This window comes from bacterium, assembly GCA_035281585.1.
Taxonomy (GTDB): domain Bacteria; phylum UBA10199; class UBA10199; order DSSB01; family DSSB01; genus DATEDP01.
Map to the genome: position 1 here is coordinate 26167 of DATEDP010000139.1, position 26705 is coordinate 52871.

The 26705-nt window shown below is 61.6% G+C and carries 19 protein-coding genes and 2 tRNA genes; 10 read left to right on the forward strand and 11 right to left on the reverse strand.

The features are described from left to right. Positions 1-45 precede the first annotated feature (45 nt). A complete protein-coding gene (locus VJR29_12835) occupies positions 46-1032 on the reverse strand; it encodes a MoxR family ATPase (GenBank protein HKY64293.1) in 987 nt (328 codons plus the stop codon). Positions 1033-1241: 209 nt separating this feature from the next. Further along, positions 1242-2363, reverse strand: coding sequence for a molecular chaperone DnaJ (gene dnaJ, locus VJR29_12840; protein HKY64294.1), 1122 nt, complete (start codon positions 2361-2363; stop codon positions 1242-1244). Between the two features lie 175 nt (positions 2364-2538). On the opposite strand from dnaJ, the gene VJR29_12845 reads away from it, so the two are divergent. The 5 genes from VJR29_12845 (at position 2539) to VJR29_12865 (ending at position 9102) form a co-directional block, all read left to right on the forward strand. Further along, positions 2539-3285 (forward strand): hypothetical protein, encoded by a 747-nt coding sequence (locus tag VJR29_12845; GenBank protein ID HKY64295.1) that lies wholly within the window; start codon positions 2539-2541, stop codon positions 3283-3285. Between the two features lie 370 nt (positions 3286-3655). After that, on the forward strand, positions 3656-5587 hold the full coding sequence (dnaK, locus tag VJR29_12850; protein ID HKY64296.1) for a molecular chaperone DnaK: 1932 nt from the start codon (positions 3656-3658) through the stop codon (positions 5585-5587). A 136-nt stretch (positions 5588-5723) separates the two neighbouring features. Continuing rightward, the gene (locus VJR29_12855; protein HKY64297.1) at positions 5724-6398 is read left to right on the forward strand and encodes a succinate dehydrogenase cytochrome b subunit; all 675 of its coding nucleotides are present in this window, start codon (positions 5724-5726) and stop codon (positions 6396-6398) included. Next, complete coding sequence (locus VJR29_12860; protein ID HKY64298.1) at positions 6395-8314, forward strand: fumarate reductase/succinate dehydrogenase flavoprotein subunit; 1920 nt, start codon at positions 6395-6397, stop codon at positions 8312-8314. Before VJR29_12855 ends, VJR29_12860 begins: the two co-directional genes overlap by 4 nt. Continuing rightward, positions 8311-9102 carry a succinate dehydrogenase/fumarate reductase iron-sulfur subunit gene (locus VJR29_12865; GenBank protein ID HKY64299.1) on the forward strand — a complete coding sequence of 264 codons (792 nt, stop codon included), beginning with the start codon at positions 8311-8313 and terminating at the stop codon, positions 9100-9102. Before VJR29_12860 ends, VJR29_12865 begins: the two co-directional genes overlap by 4 nt. A gap of 468 nt (positions 9103-9570) precedes the next feature. On the opposite strand, the gene VJR29_12870 is transcribed toward VJR29_12865, so the two are convergent. The 9 genes from VJR29_12870 to VJR29_12910 all read right to left on the reverse strand — a co-directional run bounded on the left by VJR29_12870 (position 9571) and on the right by VJR29_12910 (position 17578). Beyond that, positions 9571-9897 (reverse strand): SCP2 sterol-binding domain-containing protein, encoded by a 327-nt coding sequence (locus VJR29_12870; protein ID HKY64300.1) that lies wholly within the window; start codon positions 9895-9897, stop codon positions 9571-9573. Positions 9898-9914: 17 nt separating this feature from the next. After that, positions 9915-10268, reverse strand: a complete 354-nt coding sequence (locus VJR29_12875; protein ID HKY64301.1) for a DUF2752 domain-containing protein — start codon at positions 10266-10268, stop codon at positions 9915-9917. 69 nt (positions 10269-10337) lie between these two features. Next, the gene (locus VJR29_12880) at positions 10338-10724 is read right to left on the reverse strand and encodes a DUF4870 domain-containing protein (GenBank protein ID HKY64302.1); all 387 of its coding nucleotides are present in this window, start codon (positions 10722-10724) and stop codon (positions 10338-10340) included. Positions 10725-10746: 22 nt separating this feature from the next. Then, positions 10747-12522 (reverse strand): long-chain fatty acid--CoA ligase, encoded by a 1776-nt coding sequence (locus VJR29_12885; protein HKY64303.1) that lies wholly within the window; start codon positions 12520-12522, stop codon positions 10747-10749. Positions 12523-12554: 32 nt separating this feature from the next. Next, the gene (hpt, locus tag VJR29_12890) at positions 12555-13082 is read right to left on the reverse strand and encodes a hypoxanthine phosphoribosyltransferase (GenBank protein HKY64304.1); all 528 of its coding nucleotides are present in this window, start codon (positions 13080-13082) and stop codon (positions 12555-12557) included. A gap of 19 nt (positions 13083-13101) precedes the next feature. After that, complete coding sequence (locus VJR29_12895) at positions 13102-15678, reverse strand: hypothetical protein (protein ID HKY64305.1); 2577 nt, start codon at positions 15676-15678, stop codon at positions 13102-13104. Positions 15679-16182: 504 nt separating this feature from the next. After that, positions 16183-16268 (reverse strand) — tRNA-Leu (locus VJR29_12900). Positions 16269-16378: 110 nt separating this feature from the next. Then, a tRNA-Cys gene (locus VJR29_12905) sits at positions 16379-16449 on the reverse strand. Positions 16450-16501: 52 nt separating this feature from the next. Beyond that, positions 16502-17578 carry a hypothetical protein gene (locus tag VJR29_12910; protein ID HKY64306.1) on the reverse strand — a complete coding sequence of 359 codons (1077 nt, stop codon included), beginning with the start codon at positions 17576-17578 and terminating at the stop codon, positions 16502-16504. Positions 17579-17681: 103 nt separating this feature from the next. Here VJR29_12910 and VJR29_12915 point away from each other — a divergent pair, with 103 nt between their 5' ends. From VJR29_12915 to VJR29_12935, 5 genes are read left to right on the forward strand one after another with little or no spacing between them, the layout of a single operon-like run. Then, positions 17682-18560 (forward strand): glycosyltransferase family 2 protein, encoded by an 879-nt coding sequence (locus VJR29_12915; GenBank protein ID HKY64307.1) that lies wholly within the window; start codon positions 17682-17684, stop codon positions 18558-18560. A gap of 1 nt (position 18561) precedes the next feature. Beyond that, complete coding sequence (locus tag VJR29_12920; GenBank protein HKY64308.1) at positions 18562-21153, forward strand: PD-(D/E)XK nuclease family protein; 2592 nt, start codon at positions 18562-18564, stop codon at positions 21151-21153. Beyond that, entirely contained in the window at positions 21131-24169 is a 3039-nt protein-coding gene (locus VJR29_12925; GenBank protein HKY64309.1) for a UvrD-helicase domain-containing protein, read from the forward strand. Before VJR29_12920 ends, VJR29_12925 begins: the two co-directional genes overlap by 23 nt. Continuing rightward, entirely contained in the window at positions 24166-25557 is a 1392-nt protein-coding gene (locus VJR29_12930) for a hypothetical protein (GenBank protein ID HKY64310.1), read from the forward strand. The genes VJR29_12925 and VJR29_12930 overlap by 4 nt, the downstream gene beginning before the upstream one ends. Further along, entirely contained in the window at positions 25554-26705 is a 1152-nt protein-coding gene (locus VJR29_12935; protein ID HKY64311.1) for a hypothetical protein, read from the forward strand. Before VJR29_12930 ends, VJR29_12935 begins: the two co-directional genes overlap by 4 nt.

Consider the following 26705-nt stretch of genomic DNA (forward strand, 5'->3'; position numbering starts at 1 on the left):
GCGGTCTTCTTGCACTGGGCGCCCGCAAGGGGCGCCCCTACATCCTCACGGGACCTCCAGTTGATCGAGAATCTTCTTTAGCACCTCGTCGCTCGATAGCCCCTCGGCCTCGGCCATATAGGTCAGGAGGATCCGATGGCGCAGCACGTCCGGCGCCATCGTCTTGACGTCCTGGGGAGTGACGAAAGCTCGGCCTTGGAGGAAGGCGTAGCAGCGGGCCACCGCGCTCAAATAGATGCTGGCCCGGGGCGAGGCGCCGAATTGGACGTAGCTTTCGAGCCCTAATTTCAGCTCGGCCGGATTGCGAGTCGCCAGCACGATGCGCACGATATAGTCCTTGATCTTGGGGTCGAGATAGACCTGCTCGATCAGCCGGCGCATCTCGCCGAGTTGAGCGGCCTTGAGCAGCGGCCGCAATTCTTCCCAATGGCCGGCCTGGGCCCGGTCCATGATCGCGACCTCCTCCTCCTTGCTCGGGTAGGAGACGTTGAGCTTGAGCATGAAGCGGTCGACCTGGGCTTCGGGCAAGGGGTAGGTCCCCTCCTGCTCGATCGGGTTTTGAGTCGCGAGGACGACGAAGGGCGGCTCGAGGTGGAAGGTCGAGTTGCCGATGGTGACCTGCTTCTCCTGCATCGCCTCGAGCAAGGCGCTTTGGACCTTGGCCGGCGCCCGGTTGATCTCGTCGGCCAGGATGATGTTGGCGAAGATCGGCCCCTGCTTGACGCTGAAGTCCTGGGTCTTGGGGCTGTAGATTTGGGTGCCGATCAGGTCGGCCGGCAGCAGGTCGGGCGTGAATTGAATCCGTTGGAACTTGACGTCGAGGACCCGGGCCAGGGCCCGGACGGTGGTGGTCTTGGCCAGCCCGGGAACGCCCTCGACCAGGATATGGCCTTCGAGCAGGACGCCCATCAGGAGTCGCTCGACCATGTATTTTTGGCCGACGACGACTTTGGAAACTTCTTCGAGAACCGAGCTCAGGAGGGGTTGGTAGCCCTTCACTCGCTCCAGGTTCTGCTGGATCTCTTGGCTCATGCAAGGCACCTTTCTATCTAAAAGACGAAATGCCTGTCATCCTGAGCGAAGCGAAGGATCTGCGACTGGCCAAGCGACTATTGTCTGCCAAACCTTCTTCGCCTCCTCGGAACTCCCTTAAGATGTCGCGAAGAAGCTTTGGGTTTTTAAAGCACCTTGGCAGGTCGCAGATCCTTCGCTTCGCTCAGGATGACAGCTTGTTTCACGTTTCACGTTCCAAACCAGGTGCGTGATTTCTTAGATTTTTTTCGGGATTTGGTAAAGGAACTTTCGGGGCCCGGGGAATCGCCCAAGGTCTTGCGGAAAGCCTGGAGCAGCTCCGCTTGCTCGGGGCTCAAATCCCGCGGAGTTTCGACGAAAAGGTGGACATGGAGATCGCCCCGCCGCTTGTCGCGAAGGGAGGGCATGCCCTTCCCCGACAACTTGAGGACGTCGCCGGTCTGGGCCCCCGGCGGGATGCGCAGCTTTTCGCCGCCTTCCGGAACCGGGACCTCGATTTCCTCTCCGAGGGCCGCGGCGACCATCGAAACTTTGCGTTGATGATGGAGATCCGGTCCCTGGCGCTGAAAGCGCTCATCCTCCTCGACGGTGAGAACGACGTAGAGGTCGCCGCGAGGGCCGCCCCGGCGGCCGGCTTCGCCTTCCCCGCGCAGGCAAAGTTGGGTGCCGTTGTCGACGCCCGGCGGCACCTTGACGGTGAGCCGCTTGCTCTTGGCGACGCTGCCCTGCCCGCGGCAATCCTTACAGTGCTCCTTCACCACCTTGCCGTGGCCTTGGCAGGCGTTGCAAGTGGTGGAAATGGTGAAAAAGCCCCGCGATTGGTAGAGCTCGCCCTTGCCGCCGCAGTGGCGGCAAACCAGGGGCTCTTGGCCCTTGGGGTAGCCTTGGCCACCGCAAAGCTCGCATTCCTCTTGCCGTGGCACGTCGATCTTTTGCTCGATCCCGCTGAAGGCTTCGGAAAACTTCAGCCGGATGTCGAAGCGAATGTCTCGGCCGGGCTGGGGGCCTCCTCGCCGGCCGCCGCCTCGGGAAAAGCCGAAGAAGTCTTCGAAAATATCGGAAAAATGGGAGAAGACGTCGCCGACGTCGTCGAAGCCATGGAAGCCCTGGCGCTGAAGCCCGGCATGGCCGAAGCGGTCGTAAAGGGAGCGTTTTTGGGGGTCGCTCAAGACTTCGTAAGCCTCGGAGGCTTCTTTGAAACGTTCCTCGGCCTCGTGGCTGGGATTGCGGTCGGGATGGAATTCCAGAGCCTTTTTCCGGTAGGCGGTCTTAATCTCACCGTCGCCGGCTTGGCGGTCAAGCTCGAGGATTTCATAGTAACAGCGCTTCACAGGGCCATCCATACTGTCCAGTCATTCTGAGGACCCGAAGGGTCCGAAGAATCTCATACCCACCAAGGCAGTCGCAGGTCCTTCGCTGGCGCTCAGGATGACGGCCATTGGATGCAAATAATCATTATTTTGGGATTGTCAACGGCGATTCCCGCGTTATTTTAAGGACATGCAAGTGACCGAGCTTTTGGAGCACACCTGGGGCCGCTTGGAGGCCATCGACGACCAGGAGCGGATGGCCGACGCTAAATTGTTGGAAGAATTCTTCCAGGGCGGCTTCATCGACGCCCGCCGTTTCGGCCTCAACCAATGGAAACAGGCCTGCCAAAAATTCGCCAAGGGGCCCAAATTCGTCTTCAAGAAGGCCGATTGGGAGGGATTGAAGAGCTTTTTCTTCGGCGCCGAGATCAAGCGGCCCTTCGACCCCAAGCGTTTGAATGACGGGATGCGGCCGCTGGACTGGACCTCGGAGCTTTATCAAAAGGTCTTCCGCTTCGAAACGACGATGACCTTGGAGGAGTGGAAGAAGATCGTCCAGACCCAGATCCTGACCCGCTTTAAAAAAGGCAATGAGCTGGTCTACAACGCGGCGTTCAAGGCCCTGCTCGAGGGCTTGCTCAAGCAAAAGGCCTCGCCGCTCCGCCGGCTGGAGCTTTGGTATCATTTCGAGCGATCGAAGGAGGGGCCACCGGCCGCGGTCCAGGCCGGGGCCAAGGCCGAGTCGGAGGGGAAACGAACGCCCTCCTCGCCGGTGATTCGCGACGCCTTCGTCGCCAAGCCCGAGGAGTCGGTGCGCCGCGGAGCCATCGACAAGCTCTACTTTCATCAGGGCGAGCAGCCCAAGGCCACCGACGACGAAAGCCTCGATTTCTTGGATGAGCTGGCCAAGCTCGGCGACGACGAAAACTCGCCGTTGAAATGACCGGCCGAGGAGGCCGGTCATCCTGAGCCAGCAGGCGAAGGATCTGCGACCCACCAAGGTGCTTCGAAGGGCCTTAATTTACTTCGGTCTGCTAAGGAATTCGGAGGGAACGAAGGAACGTTGGGGCTTTAAGCTTCTTGGCCTTCGCAGATCCTTCCCCCCAGTCTCACTCGAACCTCGCGGCGTTCGACTGGGGCCCCCGCTCAGGATGACAGCCCCCTGCTCAGGATGGCGTTTTCCCTATTGTCACCCTTGACTTAAGGGCTTTCCGACTTATATCTCCCCATGGAATTTTTACGGGACATTCCCGAAAGGCCTCGTTTATACTCGGGAAAAAATTAGTCCCGCGATGAAAGGAACACCCAGCTTTATGGCTAACAAAAGCAAGATTATCGGCATCGACTTAGGCACGACCAATAGCGTCGTCGCGATCATGGAGGGCGACGAGCCCAAGGTTATTCCGAACCAGGAAGGCAACCGGACCACCCCTTCGGTGGTGGCTTTCAGCAAGGACGGCGAAGTGCTGGTCGGACAGGTCGCCAAGCGCCAAGCGATCACCAACCCGGAAAATACGATTTACTCGATCAAGCGTTTCATGGGCCGGAAGTTCGACGAAGTGGCCGAGGAGATCAAGATGGTCCCCTACCACGTCGTCAAGGCCGGCAACGGCGACGCCGCGGTCGAGATCCAAAGCAAGAACTACAGCCCGCCCGAAATTTCGGCCAAGGTCCTGATGAAGCTCAAGCAGGCGGCCGAGGATTATTTGGGCGAGAAGGTCACCGAGGCGGTCATCACCGTCCCGGCCTACTTCAACGACGCCCAGCGCCAGGCCACCAAGGACGCCGGCAAGATCGCCGGCCTCGACGTCAAGCGCATCGTCAACGAGCCCACCGCCGCGGCCCTGGCCTACGGCTTGGACAAGAAGAAGAACGAGATCATCGCGGTCTACGACTTCGGCGGCGGCACTTTCGACATCTCGATCCTCGAAGTCGGCGAGAATGTCGTCGAGGTCATCTCGACCAACGGCGACACCCACTTGGGCGGCGACAACATCGACCAACGATTGATCGACTACCTCATCGCCGAGTTCAAGAAGGACCAAGGCATCGACGTCAGCAAGGACCGGATGGTCCTGCAGCGCCTGAAAGAGGCGGCCGAGAAGGCCAAGATCGAGCTCTCCAGCGTGATGGAGACCGAGATCAACCTGCCCTTCCTCACCGCCGACGCCAGCGGGCCCAAGCACATGAACATCAAGCTGACCCGGGCCAAGTTCGAGGCGCTCTGCGAGGATTTGTTCACCCGGAGCCTCGAACCGGTCAAGAAGGCTCTGGCCGACGCCGGCAAGAAGCCTTCGGAAATCGATGAGATCGTCCTGGTCGGCGGATCGACCCGGATCCCGCGAGTCCAGGAAGAGGTGAAGAAGTTTTTCGGTAAGGAACCGCACAAGGGAGTGAACCCCGATGAAGTCGTGGCGCTCGGCGCCGCGGTTCAGGCCGGCGTTCTCTCGGGGCACGTCAAGGACCTCTTGCTCCTCGACGTCACCCCTCTCTCCCTTGGCATCGAGACCCTGGGCGGCGTGATGACCAAGCTCATCGACCGCAACACCACGATCCCGACCCGCAAGTCCCAAATCTTCTCGACGGCGGCCGACAGCCAGCCCAGCGTGGAAATTCACGTCCTCCAAGGCGAGCGCGAGATGGCCAAGGACAACCGGACCTTGGGCCGCTTCATCCTCGACGGAATTCCGCCGGCGCCGCGCGGCGTACCCCAGGTCGAGGTCACCTTCGATATCGACGCCAACGGCATCGTCAACGTCTCGGCCTTGGATAAGGCGACCAACAAGAAGCAGCACATCACGATCACCGCTTCCAGCGGCCTGAACGACAAGGACATCGATCGGATGGTCAAGGAAGCCGAGAGCCACGCGGCCGAAGACAAGAAGCGCCGCGAGGAGATCGAGGTCAAGAACCACGCCGACTCGCTGGTCTACTCGACCGAGAAGACCCTCAAGGAAAACCGCGAAAAGGTCGAGGCTTCGCTAGCCGGCGACATCGAATCGGCGATCGCCGATTTGAAGAAGGCCATCGAGGCCAACAACGTCGACGACATGAAGAGCGGCATGGAGAAGCTCACCCAGCTTTCCCACAAGATGGCGGAGGCCATGTACAAGTCGGCCTCCAGCGCCGGCGCGCCCGGCGGCGAGCAGCCCTCCGAAGCCTCGCAGGAAGCTCCGAGCGGCGGCGAGGAAGCCGGCAAGAAGGATGACGTGGTCGATGCCGAGTTCGAAGAGGCGAAGGATTAATTTTGAGCCGTGTCATCCTGAGCAAAGCGAAGGATGACCAGCCTCCCCCTTGACACCTAGCGTTAAAATTTGATTTCTTTTTTCCCGAAAGCTGGTTAGTGGCCTAGGCGCGTGTTTTTTGGGAAAGGAGTGCAAATTGAGCTGGCTAAGTAGCGCCCTGACCTCGAGCGTGGGACGAAAGTGGGTCATGGGCCTGACCGGTTTCTTCTTGATCGGCTTCACGCTGATTCATCTGGCGGGCAATCTCCTGCTCTACGTCGGCGACGGAGCCTACAATCATTACGCTCATAGCCTCCATGCCAATCCCAGCCTGGTTCTGGTGGCCGAAATCATCTTGCTGATCCTGTTCGGCGCGCACATCGTCCTGGGATTTCAGCTGACCATCGCCAATCGCCGGGCCCGCCCCGAAGCTTATGAAATGCGGCGCTCCAAGCAGGGCAACACCAAGGCCACGCCTTCGGCGACGATGTACGTCACCGGCGCCTTGGTCCTGGGCTTCATCCTGCTTCACTTGGCCGACTTCCGTTTCCACCTCCACAATCCGGGGCCGGAGGGCGAAGAGCCCTTCGTCAAGGCCCTGCGCTTGTTGCAGGATCCGATCACCGCCTCGGTTTACTTTTTGGGCAGCCTTTTGCTCGGATGGCATTTGTGGCACGGCTTTCAGAGCGCCTTCCAATCGCTGGGCCTGCGTCATCCCAAATACACGCCCTTCATCCGCAAGTTCGGGGTCGCCCTCGCCATTCTGCTCGGCTTGGGCTTCGCCTCCTTCCCGGTCTGGGCCTACTTGAAGAAGTTCGGGGTGTTGCCATGAGTCAGGTTCTCGATTCCAAAGTTCCTTCGGGCCCGCTCGACCAGAAATGGACCAAGTGCAAAAACGAGATGAAGCTGGTCAGCCCGACCAACAAGCGCAAATACGACATCATCGTCGTCGGCACCGGCTTGGCCGGCGGCGCGGCCGCGGCCTCGCTGGGCGAGCTCGGCTACAACGTCAAGGCTTTCTGTTTTCAAGATAGCCCCCGCCGGGCCCACAGCATCGCGGCCCAGGGCGGCATCAACGCGGCCAAGAACTACCAAAACGACGGCGACAGCGTCGGCCGCCTCTTCTACGACACGATCAAGGGCGGCGACTTCCGGGCCCGGGAGGCCAACGTCTATCGCTTGGCCGAGGTCAGCGCCAACATCATCGACCAATGCGTGGCCCAAGGCGTGCCTTTCGCCCGGGAATACGGCGGCACCTTGGCCAACCGCACCTTCGGCGGCGTCCTGGTCTCCCGCACCTTCTACGCCCGCGGTCAGACCGGCCAGCAGCTCCTGCTCGGGGCCTACGCCAGCTTGATGCGCCAGGCCGATCGCGGCAAGGTCAAGCTCTACCCTCGCCAGGAAATGCTCGACTTGGTGGTCGTCGACGGCGTCGCCCGCGGCATCATCACCCGCAACTTGGTGACCGGAGCCTTGGAAAAGCACGACGGCCACGCCGTCCTGCTCTGCACCGGCGGCTACAGCAACGTCTTCTACCTCTCGACCAACGCCAAGGGCTGCAATGCCACCGCGATCTGGCGGGCTCACAAGCGCGGAGCCTTTTTCGCCAACCCCTGCTTCACCCAGATCCACCCGACCAGCATCCCGGTCCACGGCGATTACCAGTCCAAGCTGACCTTGATGAGCGAGAGCTTGCGCAACGACGGCCGGGTTTGGGTCCCGCGTCAAGCCGGCGACAAGCGGTCGCCGGCCGGCATCCCCGAAGCCGAGCGCGATTATTACCTCGAGCGGAAGTATCCGACTTACGGCAACATGGTGCCCCGTGACGTGGCTTCGCGGAACGCCAAATCGGTTTGCGACGAGGGTCGGGGGGTCGGCGAGACCGGTCAAGCGGTCTATTTGGATTTCGCCGACGCCATCAAGCGCGACGGCAAGGAAACCATCCGGCAGAAGTACGGCAACCTCTTCCACATGTACGAGAAGATCACCGCCGAGAACCCTTACGAGACGCCGATGAAGATCTACCCGGCGCCCCACTACACGATGGGCGGCCTCTGGGTGGACTATCATTTGGAAAGCAACCTGCCCGGCCTCTTCGTCCTGGGCGAGGCCAATTTCTCGGACCACGGCGCCAACCGGCTCGGGGCCAGCGCCCTGATGCAGGGCTTGGCCGACGGCTATTTCATCGCGCCCTACACCGTGGGCAATCATCTGGCCAGCCGCAAGCTCGAGAAGGTCACGACCTCGCACCCGGCCTTCGAGGAAGCCTTGAACGGCGTGAAAAGCCAGATCGACCGCTTCCTCAAAGCCAATGGCACCCGCTCGGTCGACAGCTACCACCGAGAGCTGGGGCGAATCATGTGGGACTACTGCGGCATGTCGCGGAATGCGGCCGGATTGAATCAGGCGATCGCGAAGATCCAGGCCCTGCGCAAGGACTTCTACGCCAACGTCCGCATCCCCGGCAGCGGCAACGAATTCAACCAAAGCCTGGAGCAGGCCGGCCGGGTCGCCGACTTCTTCGACCTGGGCGAGCTGATGTGCCGAGACGCCCTCAACCGCTGCGAGTCCTGCGGCGGTCACTTCCGCGAGGAAAGCCAGACCGAGGAGAACGAGGCCAAGCGCGACGACGAGAAATTCCGCTACGTCGCCGCCTGGGGATATCAGGGCGAGGGCAAGGAGCCGGTCTTGCACAAGGAGCCGCTCGAGTTCGAAGCCGTCCATCTAGCCCAAAGGAGTTACAAATGAGCGGCAAGAAATTGAATTTAACGCTCAAGGTCTGGCGACAAAAGGACCGGAATTCCAAAGGCAAGCTCGTCACCTATCCGGTCAAGGATATCTCGACCGACATGTCCTTCCTCGAGATGCTCGACGTGCTCAACGAAGAGCTCACCCAAAAGAACGAGGAGCCGGTGGCCTTCGACCACGATTGCCGCGAGGGCATCTGCGGGATGTGCAGCCTGATGATCAACGGCCAAGCCCACGGTCCCGACCGCGAGACCACGACTTGCCAACTCCACATGCGGCGCTTCAAGGATGGCGACACCATCGTCGTCGAGCCCTGGCGGGCCAAGGCCTTCCCCATCGTCAAGGACCTGGTCACCGACCGCACGGCCTTCGACCGGGTCATCAGCGCCGGCGGCTATGCCTCGGTCAACGTGGGCAACGCTCAGGACGCCAATGGCATCTTGGTCGGAAAGGAAAAGGCCGACCAGGCGATGGATGCCGCGGCCTGCATCGGCTGCGGGGCCTGCGTGGCCTCCTGCAAGAACGCCTCGGCCATGCTCTTCGTCGGCGCCAAGGTCACCCATTTCGCCAAGCTTCCCCAGGGCCAGCCCGAGCGGGCTCGCCGCGTTCAAAAGATGGTGGCGCAAATGGACGCCGAGGGTTTCGGCGCCTGCACCAACACCTACGAGTGCGAAGCCGCCTGCCCGGCCGGCATCAAGATCGCCACCATCGCCACCCTCAACCGCGAGCTCCTCAAGGCGGCCTTCGCCAGTCAGGACGAGGAGCAGCAGGCTGAGGGAAACGGGTAGCATTTCCCCCTCGTCGGCGCCCACATTTGCCTTTCTGCCCGGAAAGCCCCCGGGATATCTCCTTCCGCTTTTTTCTTTGGCCCTCAAGCCGGGCCAAAGAAAGGTTGAAGAGGGGATGTCTATTGGATGCTTTAGGGTGATCCCCTCTTCAAAACCCGCTCCAGGAGATATCCCAGGGGCTTTCCTACCCTGGTGTGCTGATTTTTTATCTACTGAAAAGCACAGAGGTAGGGAGGGGAGCCTGGGGGACTTCTCCGAACGGCTTTTGGGCCATCGATCACACTAAAGCATCCAATAGATATCGATGGACCAAGCTTTCCCTGGCCCGGCTTGAGGGCCAGGGAAAAAAGTGAGGAGGATGTCCCCCAGGCTCCCCTCCCGGGCTAGGGCACCCAGGCTGGAATCGCCACAAAAGAAAAGGGAACCGAAGCCGGTTCCCTTTCCGCAGAAGTAAATGTCAAAAGGAGGCTAGCCGAGTATGGCCCCGAGCTTCAGTGCCAACCCCATGTCGCCGGCGACCTTGAGCTTGCCGGTCATGAAAGCCATTTGGGGATTGAGCTTCCCGTCGATCATGTCGGAGAAATCGCTGGCCGCCACCGTGACGGTGCACTTGGCGTTGCCGGTGGAGCCGGAAACCACCTTCTTGTCCGGGCCGGAGAGATCGATCGACCAGACACCGCCGCCATCCCCAGTGATATTGAACTCATAAATCGCATTATTTGACGCCAACTTATCCGCATTAGTCTTAAGCTTTTCTGGAATTTTCTGTTCGAAGATCTCTTTGGGGGTCGACATGCTCTCTCCTTCAAGGATTAGATTAAGTGATACAAATGCAGGCCGGATTTATAGATCCATTGGCCGAAAATTAAAACTCCGAATAAGGCGGTGATCCACCGCGTTCCCTCGGGGCTGTACCAGCTTGGCCGCCGCCCCCGCAAGCCCCGATATATCGCCTCCCCCCCTCGAACCGCGAAGTAGACCGCCAAGGCCGGCGCCGCGGCGTTGAGCCGAATGCTTTCGCCCCAGTGCCCATGAAAGAAGGCGATGAAGGAACGGGTCAGGCCGCAGCCGGGGCAATCCCAACCGCTGAGGAAGCGGAACGCGCAAAGCGGTAGTCCTTCAACCCAGGCGGACGGCAAAAAAACGGCGGCGGCGAACACTGTCATGATCGCCGCCGCCGCGAAGATTGGTGAGCGAAACCCCGTTCTGAAGGCGCGCTTCACGCTCAAAACCGATTACTTGTTGGCTTGCTGCTCGGCCATCGGCCCGATGATCGGGATCAGCCATTTCTGGCCTTGGTAGGCCTTGATCATGGCGATGATCCAGACGACCAGGAAGCCGACCCAAACCACCAGGTTCAGGATCATGGCGACGATGCCAAGATAGGGAATGAAGCCGATGATCATGATCACCAGGTAGGCCACGAACACGGCGATGCCGAGGAAGATGGCTTGCCAAGCGTGGAACTTAACGTCCTTGTTTTCCTTTTCGATCAACAAGAAGATCAGCCCGGTCACCCAAGTGCAGAGGTAACAGAGCAAGGATGCGACGTTAGGTGCCAGTCCGGTTCCACCGCCACCACTGGGGGCGCTAGGGGTTTGGGTAGGGGTTTGATCAGCCACGTTTATCCTCCTTAAGGGGGGTTCATTCACTATAAAGACTGTCGAATAGGTCCTTGTAGCGTTCGTTGATCACTTTGCGCTTGATTTTGAGGGTGGGCGTGAGCTCGCCGCCCTCGATCGTGAAGTCCTTGTCGAGAATGGCGAAGCGCTTGATGCTCTCGTATTTGGGCAGGTCGTGGTTCTTTTCCTCGATCAGTTTTTTGACCATCTCGAAGATCTTGGGCTCTTTGGAGAGCTGGGCAATATTGGAGACCGAGATACCCTGCTCCGCCGCCTTCGCCTTGGCCTCGTCGGGATTGAGGGTGACCAGGGCCGTCAGGTATTTGCGCCGGTCCCCGTGGACCACCACCTGGCTGAGCAGCGGGATGGTCTTGAGAAGGTTTTCGATGTTTTGGGGGGCGACGTTCTTGCCGCCGGCGGTGACGATGATGTCCTTCTTGCGGTCGGTGATCCGCAGCATGCCCTGGGCATCGAATTCGCCGATGTCGCCGGTGTGGAACCAGCCTTCGGAATCGATGGCGGCCTTGGTGGCTTCGGGGTTGTTCCAGTAGCCTTGGGTCACCATCTTGCCTCGAACCAGGATTTCCCCGTCCTCGGCGATCTTTTCCTCGACGAAGGGCATGATTTTGCCGACGCTGCCGAAAGCCATCGCCGTCGGCAAATTGATGTTGATCGCGGCGGTGGTCTCGGTGAGGCCGTAGCCTTCGAGGATCAGGATGCCGGCGGCATGGAAAAATTCGGCGATCTCCTTGGAGAGCGGGGCTCCGCCCGAGACGAAGAAGCGCAGCCGGCCGCCCAGCTTGGCATGAAGCTTGGAAAACACCAGCTTGGTGGCTATGGCGTACTTCATCTTGAGGCCGCCGGGGATCGGCTTGTTTTGGAGCAGAAGCTGGGACCGCGCTTTGCCGGTGGCCAGGGCCCACTGGAAGATGCTTCGCTTAATGGAAGGCCCGTTCTCCACGTCGTTCATGACCTTGGTGTAGATCTTCTCGAAGATCCGGGGCACGCTGACCATGAAATGAGGCTTCACCTGGCCGATATCCTCGAGCAGCTTGTCGATGCTTTCGGCGTAGGCATGGGTGAAGCCGACCTTGAGCTGATAAAACTGGATGACCCGAGCCAGGATATGAGCCAGCGGAAGGAAGATCAGGCTGGTGTCATTGGGGTCGATCGGCATGCTCCGCTCGGCCGCCTCGACTTCGTAAACGATATTGCTGTGGTGGAGCATCACGCCCTTGGGCGGGCCGGTGGTGCCGGAGGTGTAAACCAGGGTCGCGAGCTGGTCGAGGCCGATCTGGCGGATCCGGGAATCGAAATCGGTGGCGGAGCCCTCGGCCAAGGCCTTGAATTCGTCGAAAGTCAGGATGTCCTCGCCCATCACCTTGCCGTCGATCATGACGATCTTGAGAGCCTGGGGTAAGCCGCGCTTGGCCTTGAGGACTTTTTCGAGCTGGGTGGAGTTTTCGACGAAGATGACCTTGGTGCCGCTGTCGCGAAGGATGTGCTCGACTTCCTCGGCAACCGAAGAATGATAGATCGGCACCGTGACCCCGCCTAGCGAGAGAATGGCCACGTCGAGCAGGGTCCATTCATATCGGGTGTTGGCAATGATCGACACCCGGTCGCCGCTCGTGACCCCCAGCTTTTTGAGCGATTCGGAAAAAGACTTCACCCATTTGAGGGCCTGGGTCCAACTCACGGTCTGCCAAAGGCCGGCTTGCTTATAGCGCAGGCAACCCTCGTCCCCTCGCCGCTCGGCCGCATCCTGGAACATCCGAAGGATATTTTCTGGAGCCATAGGCGGTATATAAGAGCAAGCCCCTGAGTTGTCTAGGGTTTTGTCGGATCGCAGCGTTCGATCCAGGGCAGGTTCCGGTAGAAGCCATCCAAATCCATGCCGTAGCCCACGACGTAGTCGCCACCGACCTCGAAGCCGACATAGTCCACCTGCAAGTCCGCGGGCGAGGTCTTTTTCTTAAGTAAGCTGCAAAACTTGACCGAAAGGGCTCCTTTTCCCATCAGGTGGGGCCGGACGAAACGAAGGGTCTGGCCGGTATCGACCACGTCTTCCAGGACCAGGACGTGGCAATCGGCCACCGATTGGGTGAGGTCGAATTCGAGCCGGAGGTCGCCGGAGCGCCCGTCGGCGCCGTAGCTGGAGACGCGAAGAAAGTCGACCCGCAGCGGGAGCTTCAGGCGGCGGATCAGATCGGCCATGAAGATGGCGGCTCCCTTGAGGATGCCGATCACCACCAAGGATTGGCCGGCATAGTCGCTTTGAATTTGGACGGCAAGCCGCTCGACGGCCGCGGCGATCGCCTTCTCATCCAATAAGATGTCGCCGCAGGGCTGGGGCATGCCCGGGGCATAGCATCACTCACCCGCCATGAGGAGATGTTTCTTTGGCGGCCGAGATCGGAGTGGCTTCGATCAGGTAGCGTAGGTAGCCGACGTCGGATGTTTTCGAGGCCGTTTTGGCGGAGATCGGAACGCCGAGCTCGCCCCTTCGGAAGAACTCCAAGCGGCTATGCATGCTCTCCTCCCACCGAGCGAGTCGATTCAGGTCGATCCCCGGATTTTGCGGCACCCATTCGGTTTGCTTGACCACCGCCTGGTATCCGCGGCGCTCGATCAGGGCGCTCAGGCTTTGGATGCCCGGGTAGCCCGCCACGTTCAAGAGGATCTTTCCCTGGGGAGCAAGCTTGAATCGAGTTTCGGCCAAGAGGCCGCTCATGAAGCTGAGCCCCACCGAGTCCAGGATCGGCCCCTTCGGAAAACTGGCGAATACCATTTCGGCCTTGTACTTCTCCGGCAGCGGCTCGAGTGTTTGGCCTTCCAGAAAACGGACCTTTTGGCGGATCCCATTCAGAGCCAGGTTCAAGTTTCCGACGATGGCGGCATTGGGGTCGGGATCCAAAGCCACGACCTCTTGCGCCAAGCCCAATTTAGCCAGCGTGACCGAGAATCCCGCCGAGCCGGCATTGAACTCCAAAACCCTCGAGAGCGGGCCGGCCGATTTAAGCCCGGTCATCAAGGTCTCGGCGAAAGACCAAGGCCAGGCTTCGCCCAGATAGCTCGCCGGCAAGCCGACAAGGGTCAGGATGTCTTCGAAGCCGGGAACGCTGCGGTATCGCACGTCGATCCGATTGCCGGATTGGTTCAAGGTCACCGCCCGCAAGATCCGGATCATTTCCAAGGTTGGGCCCCTTTTTTCGGGATGGTTCAAGCGTTGAGTCAATTCTTCGAAGATTCGCAATGGATTGCCGCCATTGCGACTTTGATGGTCCACGCGTAGGGCCCACTCCACCGCGCTCTCGCTGGGCTTCGGACCGAAAGCTTCCGGAAAGAAGGTCGGGAACTGAGAAACTCGCGGGATGGGCGTGCTTGGGGAGCCCGAGGGCGGAATGGAAGCCGGCGGCGGCGTTTGCGGAGCCGGTTGGGAAGCGGGCGCCGTGATTGGACCCGATGGCTTGGCCGGCACCGGAAGCGCCGGGCTCGCCGGCTTGGGCGGGGGGGCCGGAATACGCGCTGGAGCCGGTCCCGCGCCGGCTGCCACCGGAGGCTTGGGCGGCCGCCCGCCAGAGCCCGGCAAAGGCGGAGCTTTGGGAGCCTGGATGGGTTTCGCCGGAAGCGGAGAAGACGACGGTGGCGGAAGGATCAGTTTTTCCCGCGGCCGAGGCGCGCGTGGCGGAGTCGGCTGGAAATTGAGGAAACGGGGATCGGCCTGCCATTGCTCGAGGAAGAGCGCCACCTCTCGAGGCGCCATTTTCGGAGAGGGCAAGGTCGAGTAACTTTCCAACATACTAGCCAAGACCCGCAAGCCGGTGTGCCAATCCTCCGGATCTTTGGAATTGAGCCGCATGCTCGTCTTCGGTCCGAGCGCCGCTCCATTTGGAGCGGTGAAAGTTTGGAGGATCAGGTCCTTGAATTTCCTGAGCTCGGCGGTCGTGCCTTTTTGATCCACGCTTTCGATGAACTTGCGCCAAAACGGAATCAGTTGCGCGGCGGGCTCCTTCGAGGTGCCATTGCCCTCGCCGCTCATGAATAACCTGTCGGTTGAGGGCAAGGCCGGCTTCGACGATGAGGCTCGGAGCATTTCCGAGGGCGCGCCGGCGGTGACAAGGCGAGAATCCAAATATTCCGAGCTCCCCCCTCCTCCCGGGGACTTGCTGCGCCAGTGGAGCTCGCGATTGAAGCTCTCCCACTTCGGCCCCAGGGCGCTGCCGATCAGCCGTCCGGCGACTTTGAATTGCAAGAGCATTGCCAAGGAGCTGAGCCCAAGGTTGGCTCCGCTCAGCGGATCGCGCAAACCGGCCCATTCTTCCAATCGATGGCCCAAGAGGATGCCGCCTACTAAACCGACGTCGTGCAGCGGAAGTCGGCCCAGCGCCTTCATGGAGCCCAGGGTGAGGAAACCGGAAGCCAGCTCCCGGCCCAAGGCCGAGGCGCTCCAATCTTGGGGCTCCGCCAAACCGGCGTTGGCCAAGCGGGTGAAAGCCGAGAAGCTGGGAACCTCCAGCGCAAAAGCGCCGCCGGTCGCCAGGGCTCGGGCCCCGAAACCCCGGGTGAGGAGGCCGGCGCTGGGCCGGGCGATCAAGCGGGATAAAAAAGCGGCGCGGGCGACGCCGAAAACGGCTTGGGCGCCGACCATCCCGACCAAGGACGAAGGATGAAAAGCCTCACGGGCGAAGCGGCGAGCCAAGGAATCGACCTGGTTGCCGATCGTTCCCCGGCCGAGGAGGGCATCCCGGCGTTCGCGAGCTTGATGGATGACCGGTAGCGAAGGGTGGTCGGCTTGGGCGACGGCGCTGTAAATTTGACTCGCCAGCTCGAGTCGGTCGGCCCGCTCCTGACGGCCGGCGAAGGATAGCAGGGCCTCGAAAAAGAGCTCGGGATCCCCTTCCCTTTCCAAACTTTGGAGCTCGCGGCGGCCGGCCGGAGTGGTGTTCGGCAAAAGAGGTGCGAGAAAGTCTCGACGGAAGGATGCGGTGAAGTGAGGAGAGGCCAATTCCCGTTCTTGGCCCCCGCTCCTAGTGGCGATCGAAGCAGGCATGGGTCCCGAGCCTAAAAAAGATTTAATTGCGAATACTTGGCTCTAGGCCTCGGCCCGCCAATGGAAAAGTTGCTGCCAAATTCCAGAGTGATTTCGAGGACCCCCCTTTGAAAAAGGGGGGCTGGGGGGATTTTGAAAGCCTTTGCAAAATAAATGGGGTTCGATTTCCAGTTTTTTCTTCCTGCGACCGCTTTAAATCCCCCTTAATCCCCCTTTTTCAAAGGGGGAAAATCTTAATATCGATGGCTGGGAAAATGCCCGGGGCCGGAATCGAACCGGCACGGCCCTTTCGGATAATTCGCTCAGCCCGGCTAAGCCGTGCCGAGCTAAAGCCCAGGTGGAGCCTGCTCCCCCTTCAACCCCCATTGATGCGTAATACTTAAACGTCGCCATGTGGGGTGAGTGTGCCCGGGGCCGGAATCGAACCGGCACGGCCCTTTCGGACCTCAGGATTTTAAGTCCTGTGCGTCTACCAGTTCCGCCACCCGGGCTATTCGCGAGCCTCGGCAAAGCCGAGTCTCGCTAAAGCTCAGGGGGAGAATTCCATTCTCCCCCTTCAACCCCCATCGGTTAGAGAAAGGGGAATTTTTTATTTTCATTAAGGCCAGGGTGGGAATCGAACCCGCGATGGAGGTTTTGCAGACCTCTGCCTTACCACTTGGCTACCTGGCCGTGGGCCGCCAAAAGCGGCGGGGAATTGCTCTAGTGATTTTTAGGGGTTCCGTCAACCCGATTGAGGCAGAGTTTCGGGTAAAGCGGGCTCGGAGCCGAGGCCTCGGGCCGGCAGCGGAGGCTCGCGCTGCAAATCGCGGTCGTGCCGATCCTTCCACTTCTTCTTGCGATGAAATTCGAAGCTCTGCTCGGACTCCGGCGAGATGGCTTTGAAGGCCTCCTCGCCCTGCAACCACAGCCGATTGCCGGCCTTGTCCCGGACCGAAAGGCTGTCCAAGCTCAGGCGGATTGGGTTGGCGTTCCAAAAGAAGTCGGGAGCCGCCAAAGTGAGGACACAACGATAGCGCTGAGTCTGTTGGACCCGGCGGCAGCGGGCGTCCTCGAGGCTGCTCCGGTTGTTTCCGACTCCCAGCCGATAGGTCACGCGCAACGAGGAGCGGTCGATGCCGCTCCCGCCATCGACGATCTCGAAGGCCTGCTCCAATTTGATCTTCAAGACTCCGGCGTCGTAGGCCATGGGCTGGGGCGCTTTCTTGTAGGTGCGAAAACCCAGGAGCTTGGGCGGCTCTTGATCGACCTTGGGATTTTGCACCTCGAGCTCCTCGACCCGGGAGAATTCGAAGAGGTAGCGGCGTAACGAATAATAGCTCTGGGAGCTGGTGGCCCAAAACAAGTCGGAAACTTGATAAACTCCGGGCGCGGTGGTCGCCGGGATACTCCAATCACCGCCGAAGCAGGCTTGACCGTCGGGCTTGAGCCGGAAAAGCCGGTTCCCGACGACGATGGTCATTCGATGCGGAGGGACGGCCGAGTCTTCCATCAGAAGCTGAAAGCCGATGGCATTTTCCTGCAGTTGATCGAGAAAAGCCGAGGCGTTGGCGCTGAGCCGGATGCAGAGGTCGATTTTCTGACCGGCGGTGACCCGATGGCGTTCATCGACCGGCCGCTGGCTGTCCTCGGGGAAAAAAAGGATTTCGCCATAAGGCCCGGTGGGCCGCGATTCGGGAGCGCTTTCCACCGCCAAGCTGGGAGCTTCGGAGCTTGGGCCCGGCGCGTCGGCTCGGGCCACGAAGGCCAGCGCCAGCAAGCTGCTTGAAAGGAAGAGGATCGTCGACCTTCGGCCCATCATTCGCGGACTTGTAGAGGTCCCCCCGCCCTTTAGTCAAGAATGAGATGGAGGAAAGCCGAGAATCCCGTTGGCCCTGGGCCTCGGAAATGCTAGGAATTTTAAAATGCCCTCGCCGTCCAGCATCATCATTCCGGCCTACAACGAAGAAGCCGCCATCGCCTCGGTCATCGAGCAGGTCCGCCGAGCCCGGCCCGGCGACGAGATCTTGGTCGTGGACGACGCCTCGACCGACCGCACCGCCGAGCTCGCGAGCGCTGCCGGCGCCCACGTCATTCGCCATCGCCACAACCTCGGCTACGGCGGTGCGCTGAAAACCGGAATCCGGCACGCCAAGCACGAGACCGTCGTTTTTTTCGATGCCGATGACCAATTCTATCCCGAGGACATCGGCAAGCTGGTCGAGGCCCTTGGCGAAGCCGACATGGCGGTCGGGCAAAGACCCGAGGGCTCGGGCGCGCTCAGCCGCCGTTCCGGGAAATGGTTTCTCTACAAGGTCGCCAACTATTTGGTCGGCTATCAGATCCCCGACCTCAACTGCGGCCTGCGGGCCCTCCGCCGCGACTTGGCCGCCCAATTCCTCCATTTGCTGCCCAACGGCTTTTCCTTGACCACGACGATCACGCTCGCCGCCATCCGCAGCGGCTATCTGGTCAACTACCTGCCGATCCGCTTGAAGGACCGGACCACCGGCAAGAGCCGGGTCTCGATCCGCGATTTCTTCCGCACCATGCTGCTGATCGTGCGGATGATCGCCCTCTTCGCCCCCCTGCGGATTTTCATTCCGGCCAGCGCCTTCTTGGCGGCGGTGGCCATTCCCTGTCTGGTTTACGATATCTTCCACCACGATATCGGTGACACCACGGTCTTGCTTTGGCTGGCGTCGATGATGCTTTTCTTCTTCGGCCTTCTCGCCGACACCGTGGCCCTGGTCTCGCGCCAAGGCTCCCGCGAAATCTCTCCGCCCTCCGCTGGGGAGGGGTAGCATGCCGCTGCGCCTGGTCTATTCCGCTTCCCTCGTCCCCTGCCGCGACGAAGCGGTGGAGGCGGTCTTGCGCCGGCACGTCGACTTCAAGCTCCGGGACAGCTTTCGGATCGTCGTCCCGGACCTGGAATCGCGCCTCGACCTCGAGCGGAGCCTGCTCGCCGATCCGCGATTGGGCGAGGTCCTCATCGGCAAGAGCCTTTTGACCTGGCCGGCGCTGATTCAAAACCTGCTCCGCGAGCTGCCTTCGGTCCGCCCCGCGCCGAGCCCGGCTTTGCAGAGGCGGGCGCTGGGCGCGGCGCTGATCCAGGCCGGCCTCGATTGGAAGCTCGACCTCGACTCCCAGCGCCGCCTGATCCGGGAGCTTCAGCAAATCCTCCGCCAGCACGGCCCGGGCCCGGCCTTCAACCCCGGCGCCCGCTTGGCCCAGACCTGGCAGCGAATCCTGGCCGAACGCTTCGGAGCTTGGACCGCCGACGAGGCCGCGGGGCGGCTTTGGTCGGCCCTGGCGACTCGAAGCTGGCGCGAGCTCGCCGAGCCACGCGAGATCTTTTTGCTGGGGTTCCGGATTCCCGATCCGGCATTTCTCCGCGGGATCCAAGCCCTCCTCCAAAATTTTCCCGACCTGCTCCTCCACCTTTACTTGCCGCCCCGTGATCCGCTCGCCGGCGAGGAGGGCCGATGGTTGAATTGGCGGGATTGGCTCGAGGAATGGGCCGAAGGTTTCGAGGAGTGGCCGGCCTCGCCGGCGCCCGCGCGAAGCTTGCGGGTCTTTCCCACCGTCGTCCACGAGGCCGGCCATCTGCTGGAGCAGAAGCCGGACGAAGATTTTCAGCTCCTGGTCGCCGGCTCCGGCGAGCTGGGGCCGCAACTCGAAGCCCGCTTTCTCCTCGGCCTTGGCCTGGGTCCGCCGAGCCCCCATGGCAGTCACGCGGCCTTCTGCGCCGAATTGCTCGAGGCCATGGGAAGGGATTTGGCCGAGGCTGAAGCCTCCTTGGAGGAATTCCTGGCCGGCAAGGAAGAGCTTTTTAGGGATTTTCAATCGCGGCTTTCCCGTTCCGGCGACGCCGAGGGCCTGCGGCTCCTCGAGGCTTTTTTGCAAAAGCTGAAGGAGCAATCGGCCGCCCAAAGCCTCGACCCGGAGAGACGGGAGCCGAGTCAATGGCTGGAAGAAATCCGCGAAGAGTGGCTCGGGCTTCGCCTGACTTCAGCGGCGGCCAAGCAGCTGCCTTGGCGCCGGCTCGATCGTCCCGGGATGGCTTCGCCTTCCCGCCTATGGCTGGCCGGCCTCCGCGAGGGAGCGGTCCCCGCCGGCACCGAAGCGGCTTTCTTTGATGAGGAGAAGCCCTTTGCCTTGGTCAGCTGGGAGGAAAAACTGGGCTTCGACCAGGTCCTGCGCTCGGCCCGGGATTCCTTGCTCTTCAGCTATTCTGAATTTTCGCTGGATGGCCGCCCGGCCTCGCCTTCGCCCTGGCTGGACCACTTGATTCCCTCCGAGGCCCAACGGAGCGAGAGCGAGCTGCCTTTGCGGCCCTGGAGTCGATCGGCTTTTTGGGAGGAGAACCTGCGCCGCGAGGCGGCCCGCCGCGGCCCGCCGCTCGGCGCCGATTCCGGCAATTTGAGCGGCCTGGGCTTGGAGGCCCTGTTGCTGGAGCAGATGCGGGCCAAGCCCTTGAGCCCGACTTATCTCGACAACCTCGCCAAGTGCCCTTGGAGCTTTTTCGCCCGCCGCCATCTCAAGCTGGCGCGGGAACCCGAGGAAGATCTCGAAATCGATCCGCGGCGCCGCGGCAGCCTCCAGCACCGGCTTTTGGAGGCCGCCTTCGCCGACCTGATCCGCGGGCATTTCGAAAAGGGGGCCCGGCCGAGCTTGGCCCAAGTCGAAGCGAGCTTGGAGCGGGTCTATACCGCCTTGGCCGCCGAGACGATGGAACAGCCCTCGCCGATTCCGCCGGTCCTGCTCCGGGATCAGCTGGAAAGGATGCGCGAAGTCGCCCGCTTCCTTTTGAGCGAGGAGCAAGAGTGCTGGACCCAGGCCAAGCAACGGCTGATTCCGCGCCACCTCGAATGGGGCTTCGGCCGGGGCGGAGTTCCGCCGCTGGAGGTCGAGCTGGAGGACGGCCGAAGCCTGCCCTTGACCGGTCAGATCGACCGAATCGATCAGAGCGAGGACGGCCGCCACTTTCTCCTGATCGATTACAAGTCCTCGCGCTCCACCGATTTGGCGGCCGAGCTCCGCGAGGGGCTCAGTCTCCAGCTTTGGGTTTATCTGCGGGCCGTCCGCCAACATCTCTTCACCGGGGCCGAGGCCCTGGGCGGTCTTTATTGGGATTTGAAAGAGCGCAGCAAGAACCAGGGCATGGTCCGCCGGGAGCTTTATCGCGACTTCACCCACCGCAACAATTTCGCCGCCTCCAAGTCGATCATGAAGAACGAAGAGTACGAGAAGGTCGGCCACCGCCTCGAGGAGAGACTCCGCTCGCTGCTGAAGCGGGCCTTGAGCGGCGATTATTCGCTGGATCCGGAAAAATGCTCGGGCGGGTATTGCGATTATTTCGAGATTTGCCGCTATGGAAACAAACCGCGAAATTGAGGCGCCGGCGCCGATCGACATCGAGGCCGCGGTCCACACCCTGGACCGTGACGCCATCGTCGTGGCCAACGCCGGCGCCGGCAAGACCTATCTCTTGGTCGAGCATTACTTCGCCCTGCTCGAGTCGGGCCTGGATCCGGCCCAGCTGGCGGCCTTCACCTTCACTGAGAAGGCGGCCAAGGAGCTCAAGGAGAGGATCCTCAAGCGTTTGGATTCCCATCCGGCTTTTTGCGAGCTGCCCGATGAGCTGCTCCAAGAATGGCGGCGCAAGCTCCTCGGTGCCTCGATCGGAACGATCCACCAATTCTGCCTTCAGTTGATCGACGCCGCCCGGCCCGCCGGCCAACGCAAGGCTTTCAAGGTGGTCGACGAGGCCTTGGAGGAAATGCTCAGGGCCGAGCGGCTAAGAGCCTTCCTTCGGGAGCGCTTCCTGGCCGAGGACCCCGACGCCCTCCGGTTGCTCAAGGCCTTCGGCATCGGCAAGCTCCGCGAATTGATCTTCGCCCGAGTCGAGATGTTCTATGCCGAGGGCCGGACAGCGGAGCTGCCGGAAGCCGAGCCGGCCGAGGCCGGGCTGCTTCGCTCGCTGGAAAGCTTGGCCCGGCCTTTCCTCGAAGGGCTGGACCGGCGCAAAGCCGAGCTCGGTTGGATGAGCTTTTCCGACATGGAGCGGCGGGCTTTGGAGCTGCTCAGCCGGCCGAACGAGGCCCTGCGCAAATTCCTCAAGCCGCTGCAACATTTCCTGGTCGACGAATTTCAGGATACTTCGCCGGTCCAGATACGCCTCTTGCAAGCTCTTCGCCAGGCCCGAGGCCCCGGCTCGAGGCCGCGCCTCTTCGCGGTCGGCGATCCCAAGCAGTCGATTTACCGCTTTCGCGACGTCGACCGTCATTTGATCGCCGGGACCCAGGAGGAAATCCTGGGCGACGGTGGAAGGCGCTTCGATTCGGCGATGAATTGGCGCTCGGCGCCGGTCCTGCTCGACTTGGTGAATCGTTATTCGGCGGCCGCTTTCCCGGCGGACTTGCCGTCGCGGCCGACCCGGCAGGCAGACCCGGCCGCCTTCGCCCGTCTCATCGAGCTTCAAGCCGGCGAGAAGAAATCGAGCGCCGAGGAGCAGGCCGAGCGCGAGGCGGCCGCGGTCAGCGGCGCCATCGCCGAGCTCCTGAAAGAAACGCCGGCCGAGGAGATCGCCGTCCTCTACCGCACCTCCGGCGCCGTCGAGGCGCTGATCCGGGTTTTGCAAGAGCGCGGCATTCCTTATTGCATCCGCGGCGGCCAGAATCTCTTCGAGCGCCAGGAGATCTTCGACCTCCACCGTTTGGTTTATTTTTTGGGCAACTCCAAGGACGATCTATCCTTGGTCGGCGTCCTGCGCTCGCCCCTCTTCCTGCTCTCCGACGCCGCCCTCTTCTTCCTCGGCTTGGATCGGAGCAAAGCGGAGTCTTTTTGGGAGCACCTATTGAAAGAGGAGACTTTGAGCCGGTTGCGCAGCGCCCGGCCCGAGGAAGTTGAAAAATTCCTCGCCTGCCGCGAGGAGCTGGGCCGCTTGATGGCTCTGACCGCCAGCCAATCCCCCAGCCGGCTCTTGGAGCGCCTGATCCGGCGCGGTGGCTGGGGCGAGCTTTATGCCCTGGCCTCGGGCGAGGAGCAGCGCTGGCTGGCGATCGAGCAATGGCTCGATTGGCTCAAGACGCTGGAGGAAGACGAGGCGCCCTTGACCTGGGCCGAAGTTTCGCGGCGGCTGCGTGAAACCGCCGAGCTGCAGCCGACCAAGACTCCCTTGGGCGACCTCATCGCCGCGCGAGGCAGCGTCCAACTGCTGACCTTGCACAAGGCCAAGGGCCTGGAATTCGACACCGTCTTCATGGTCGGGATGAACAAAACCCCGAAGCCCGACTATCCCCTCCTGCAACGGCTCGGCGGCCAGGCGGCCCTGAAGGTGCCCGATCCGAGGGAGGAGAAAGGCCTCCGCCCGAGCCCGCGCTACCTGGCCATTCAAGAGATCCACAAAAGCGAAGAGGCCGAGGAGAACAAACGCCTGCTCTATGTCGGCTTGACTCGGGCCAAGCGCCGGCTTTTCGTGGTGCTTCAACCCGGCCCTGGGACCAAGGGCACCTTGCAGCAGCTCTTGAGGCAGTCCTTGGGCGAGGATTGGGTGAAATGGCGCGGCGAATTGCCCGGAGGGCCCGAGTACCCAAACTACGGGCATAAAGAATTCACTATCAACTCCGCAGCGGGTCCCTCGCCGGCGCTCGGGGTGACAAACGCCGCTACCGTCAGCGAGCTCGAAACCTTCCAAGTTTGTCCGCTGAAGCACCACTTGGCCTATCGTCTCCAAGTTCCCCAGGAAGCCGCCGAGCTTCGGCCTCCGATCGAGGCCACCGCCATCGGCACCCTGCTCCACGAAGCCCTCAACTTGCTCCACCTGGCGCCGGAGCGCCGGCCCGAGGAGGCGATAGCTCTGGCCTTGGACTCGGGACCCTGGGCCGGCGATGTCGAGCTCGGGACTCGGCTGACCGAGAGCCTGCGAAAATATTTAGACAGCGACCTCTATCGCGGCATCGCGGCCGCCGCCGAGGATTACAGTGAATTGCCCTTCGTGCTTCGGCTCGGCGGCGTCGACCTTCGCGGCCAGATCGACCGTCTTTCCCGGGATTCCGAGGGTTGGCACCTGATCGACTTTAAATACAGCGACCGGCCGACCTCGCCCAAAGAGCTGCTCTCGGCTTACGGCTTTCAGCTAAAAACCTATGCCCTCGCCGCCTCGCGCCTGCTGCGGTCGCCGATCCGGCGGGCCCAGATCCACGTCCTGAACCGGGCCGAGAAGCATGATTTCCAATTCAGCGAGGCCCAGATCGAAGCCCACGTCCGGGAGCTGGAGAAGCTGACCGCTTCCTGGGCGGCGAAACCCGATCTCGGCTCGATCCGCTGGCGTCCGGCCTGCGCCCAGTGTAGCTTTCACCGAGCGGTGCCGCTTTGCCCGGTGCCCCACGGAAGGTCGTTTCGCGAATGAAAGATCTCTCTCTCGCCGAGCTCGGACGCCGGACCGCCCGCCCCGAAAGGGCCTTGGAGGTCGCCGAGCCGTGCTTGGGCCATGCCGCCTCGTCCCAAGATCCGGCCAGATCGCGGGCCTTGCTTTCGGTCTTGGGCAACAGCGACTTTTTAGCCCGCTGGGCCCGGCGCTATCCGGAGCGGGCCGCGACGGTCCTGGACGGCGAGCTGGGCAGGCCCTGGCGCGATGAAGACTATCTAGCCGAGCTTCATCATCTCCAGGCCTCGGGACCGGGCCTTTCCGAGGCGGCCTTGGTTTCGGCCTTGCTCGAATTCAAGTATCGCCACCTCTTTCGCATCAGCCTGCGCGACCTAGGCCTGGGCAAGCCTTTCAACGAGATCGCCGGCGAGTTCAGCGGCTTGGCCCGGGCCGTCCTTCAAGCGGCCCTCGATTGGCAGAACCGGAGCCTCCACGCCGAATTCGGGGTGCCCCGGCTGCGCAAGGGCGCCGCCGAGATCCCCTTCGCGGCCCTGGCCATGGGCAAGCTCGGCGGCGACGAGCTCAATTTCAGCAGCGACGTCGACCTGATCTATTTCTACGGCAGCGACGAGGGCTCGAGCGGCCGGGGCGAGCTCGGCGCCCACGAGTATTTCACCAAGCTGTCCGAGCGGCTCAGCGCCTTTCTCCAGCGGAAGAACGCCGAGGGCTTCCTCTACCGGGTCGATCTCGAGCTGCGGCCCGAGGGAAAGGCCGGCGCCCTGACCAACAGCCTCGACGCGATGGAAGAGTATTATGAGAGCTTCGGCGCGCCTTGGGAAAAGCAGGCGATGATCCGAGCTTCGCGGGCGGCCGGCGACGCCGGGCTCATCGCCGAGTTTCTCCGCCGCATCCACCCTTTCGTTTATCCCAAGCTCAGCGACTTCTCCTTCCTCAAGGACATGAAATCGATGAAGGAGAAAATCGTCCAAGCCGTGCGCGCCCGGCCCCAGCGCGGCTTCAACCTCAAACTCGGCGACGGCGGAATCCGCGAGGTCGAGTTCTTCGTTCAAGCCCTCCAGCTTCTCTTCGGCGGCCGCGACCCATCGCTCCAAATCGCCAATACCTTGGAAGCGATGAAGCGGCTGGGCCGGGCCGGGCTGATCGAGCCCCAAGAAGAGGCCGAGCTCTCCGAAGCCTACGTCTTCCTGCGGACGATGGAGCACCGTCTTCAGCTCGTTGAGGAGCAGCAAACTCATGAGCTTCCCCAGGACACCGAGGAATTGCGGGCCTTGGCCCGGCGGATGGGCTATGATGATCCCCAACCCGATTCGGCCGCCGAGCGAATGTTGAAGGATTTGGAATTGCGGCGCCAAAGGGTCCAGAGCCGCTTCGAGGCTTTGCTCTCCAACCGTTTCGAGGAGAAACCATGAACGCGCGAGTCGAGGGGCACTATCGCGAGCTGAAAAAGGCCCTGGCCGAGCAAGGCGACCTCGAAGCCAAGCTCTTGGAGCTGCGCCGCTTCAAGAAGCGCCAAGTCCGAGAATGGGAAGCCGAGCTTTTGGCCGGCCAGCTCGGACTCGAGCCGGTGATGGCCCATCTCACCGACTTGGCCGACGCCATCCTGATCGGCACCCTCGAGCTGGCCCGGGAGGAGCTCTCCCACGTTTACGGCTTGCCGCGCTGCAAGGACAATGACGGCAACTATGCCGCCAGCCACCTCGCGGTCGTCGGCATGGGAAAGCTCGGCGGTGGCGAGCTTCATTTCTACAGCGATCTCGACTTGATTTTCATCTACAGCCGAAACGGCGAGACCCAGGGCCGCAAGCCGATCAGCAACCGGGAATATTTCGCCAAATTGGTCCAACGCCTGATCAGCTACCTCACTCTCACGACCCGCGAAGGCTCGGCCTACAAAATCGACACCGAGCTCCGGCCTTCGGGCAATGCCGGCGCTTTGGTCACCGCGCTCGACTCCTGGATCTCTTATTATCATGAGCACGCCGCCCATTGGGAAAGGCAGGCCCTGCTCAAGGCCCGGCTGATCCAAGCCGGTGGAAATTTCGGCGAAGATTTCCGAGGCCTGTTCCGCCGCCTGATCTTCCTGAAGCCCTTTCCCGAAAGCCTGGCCTTGGAAATCCACCATTTGCGGATGCGCATCGAGAAGGAGCTGGCCAAGGAAGGCCCGCGGCGTTGGCATTTCAAAAAAGGGATGGGCGGAGTCGTCGATATCGAGTTCACCGTCCAATATCTCCAGATGAAGCTGGGGAAGATCTTCGAAAATCTCGTCACGCCCAACACCCTGGAAGCCTTGGACCGTTTTGACCAGCGCGGGATTTTGTCGAAAGTTGAGATTCGAACCCTCAAGGAGGCCTACGTCTTCTACCGGACCTTGGAGATTGTGCTTGAAGCCGAGTTCGATTTAAAAGAAGGCTATCTGGATCTCGAGCACGAGCGGCTCGAGGAATTGGCGGGGAAATTGTCCCTGCCCGACAAGGAAAACTTAGTCGGGATCTTCGGCGATTATCGGCGCAAGGTCCGGGAAATCTACCTGAAGACGCTCAAGATTGTGGAAGGCTAG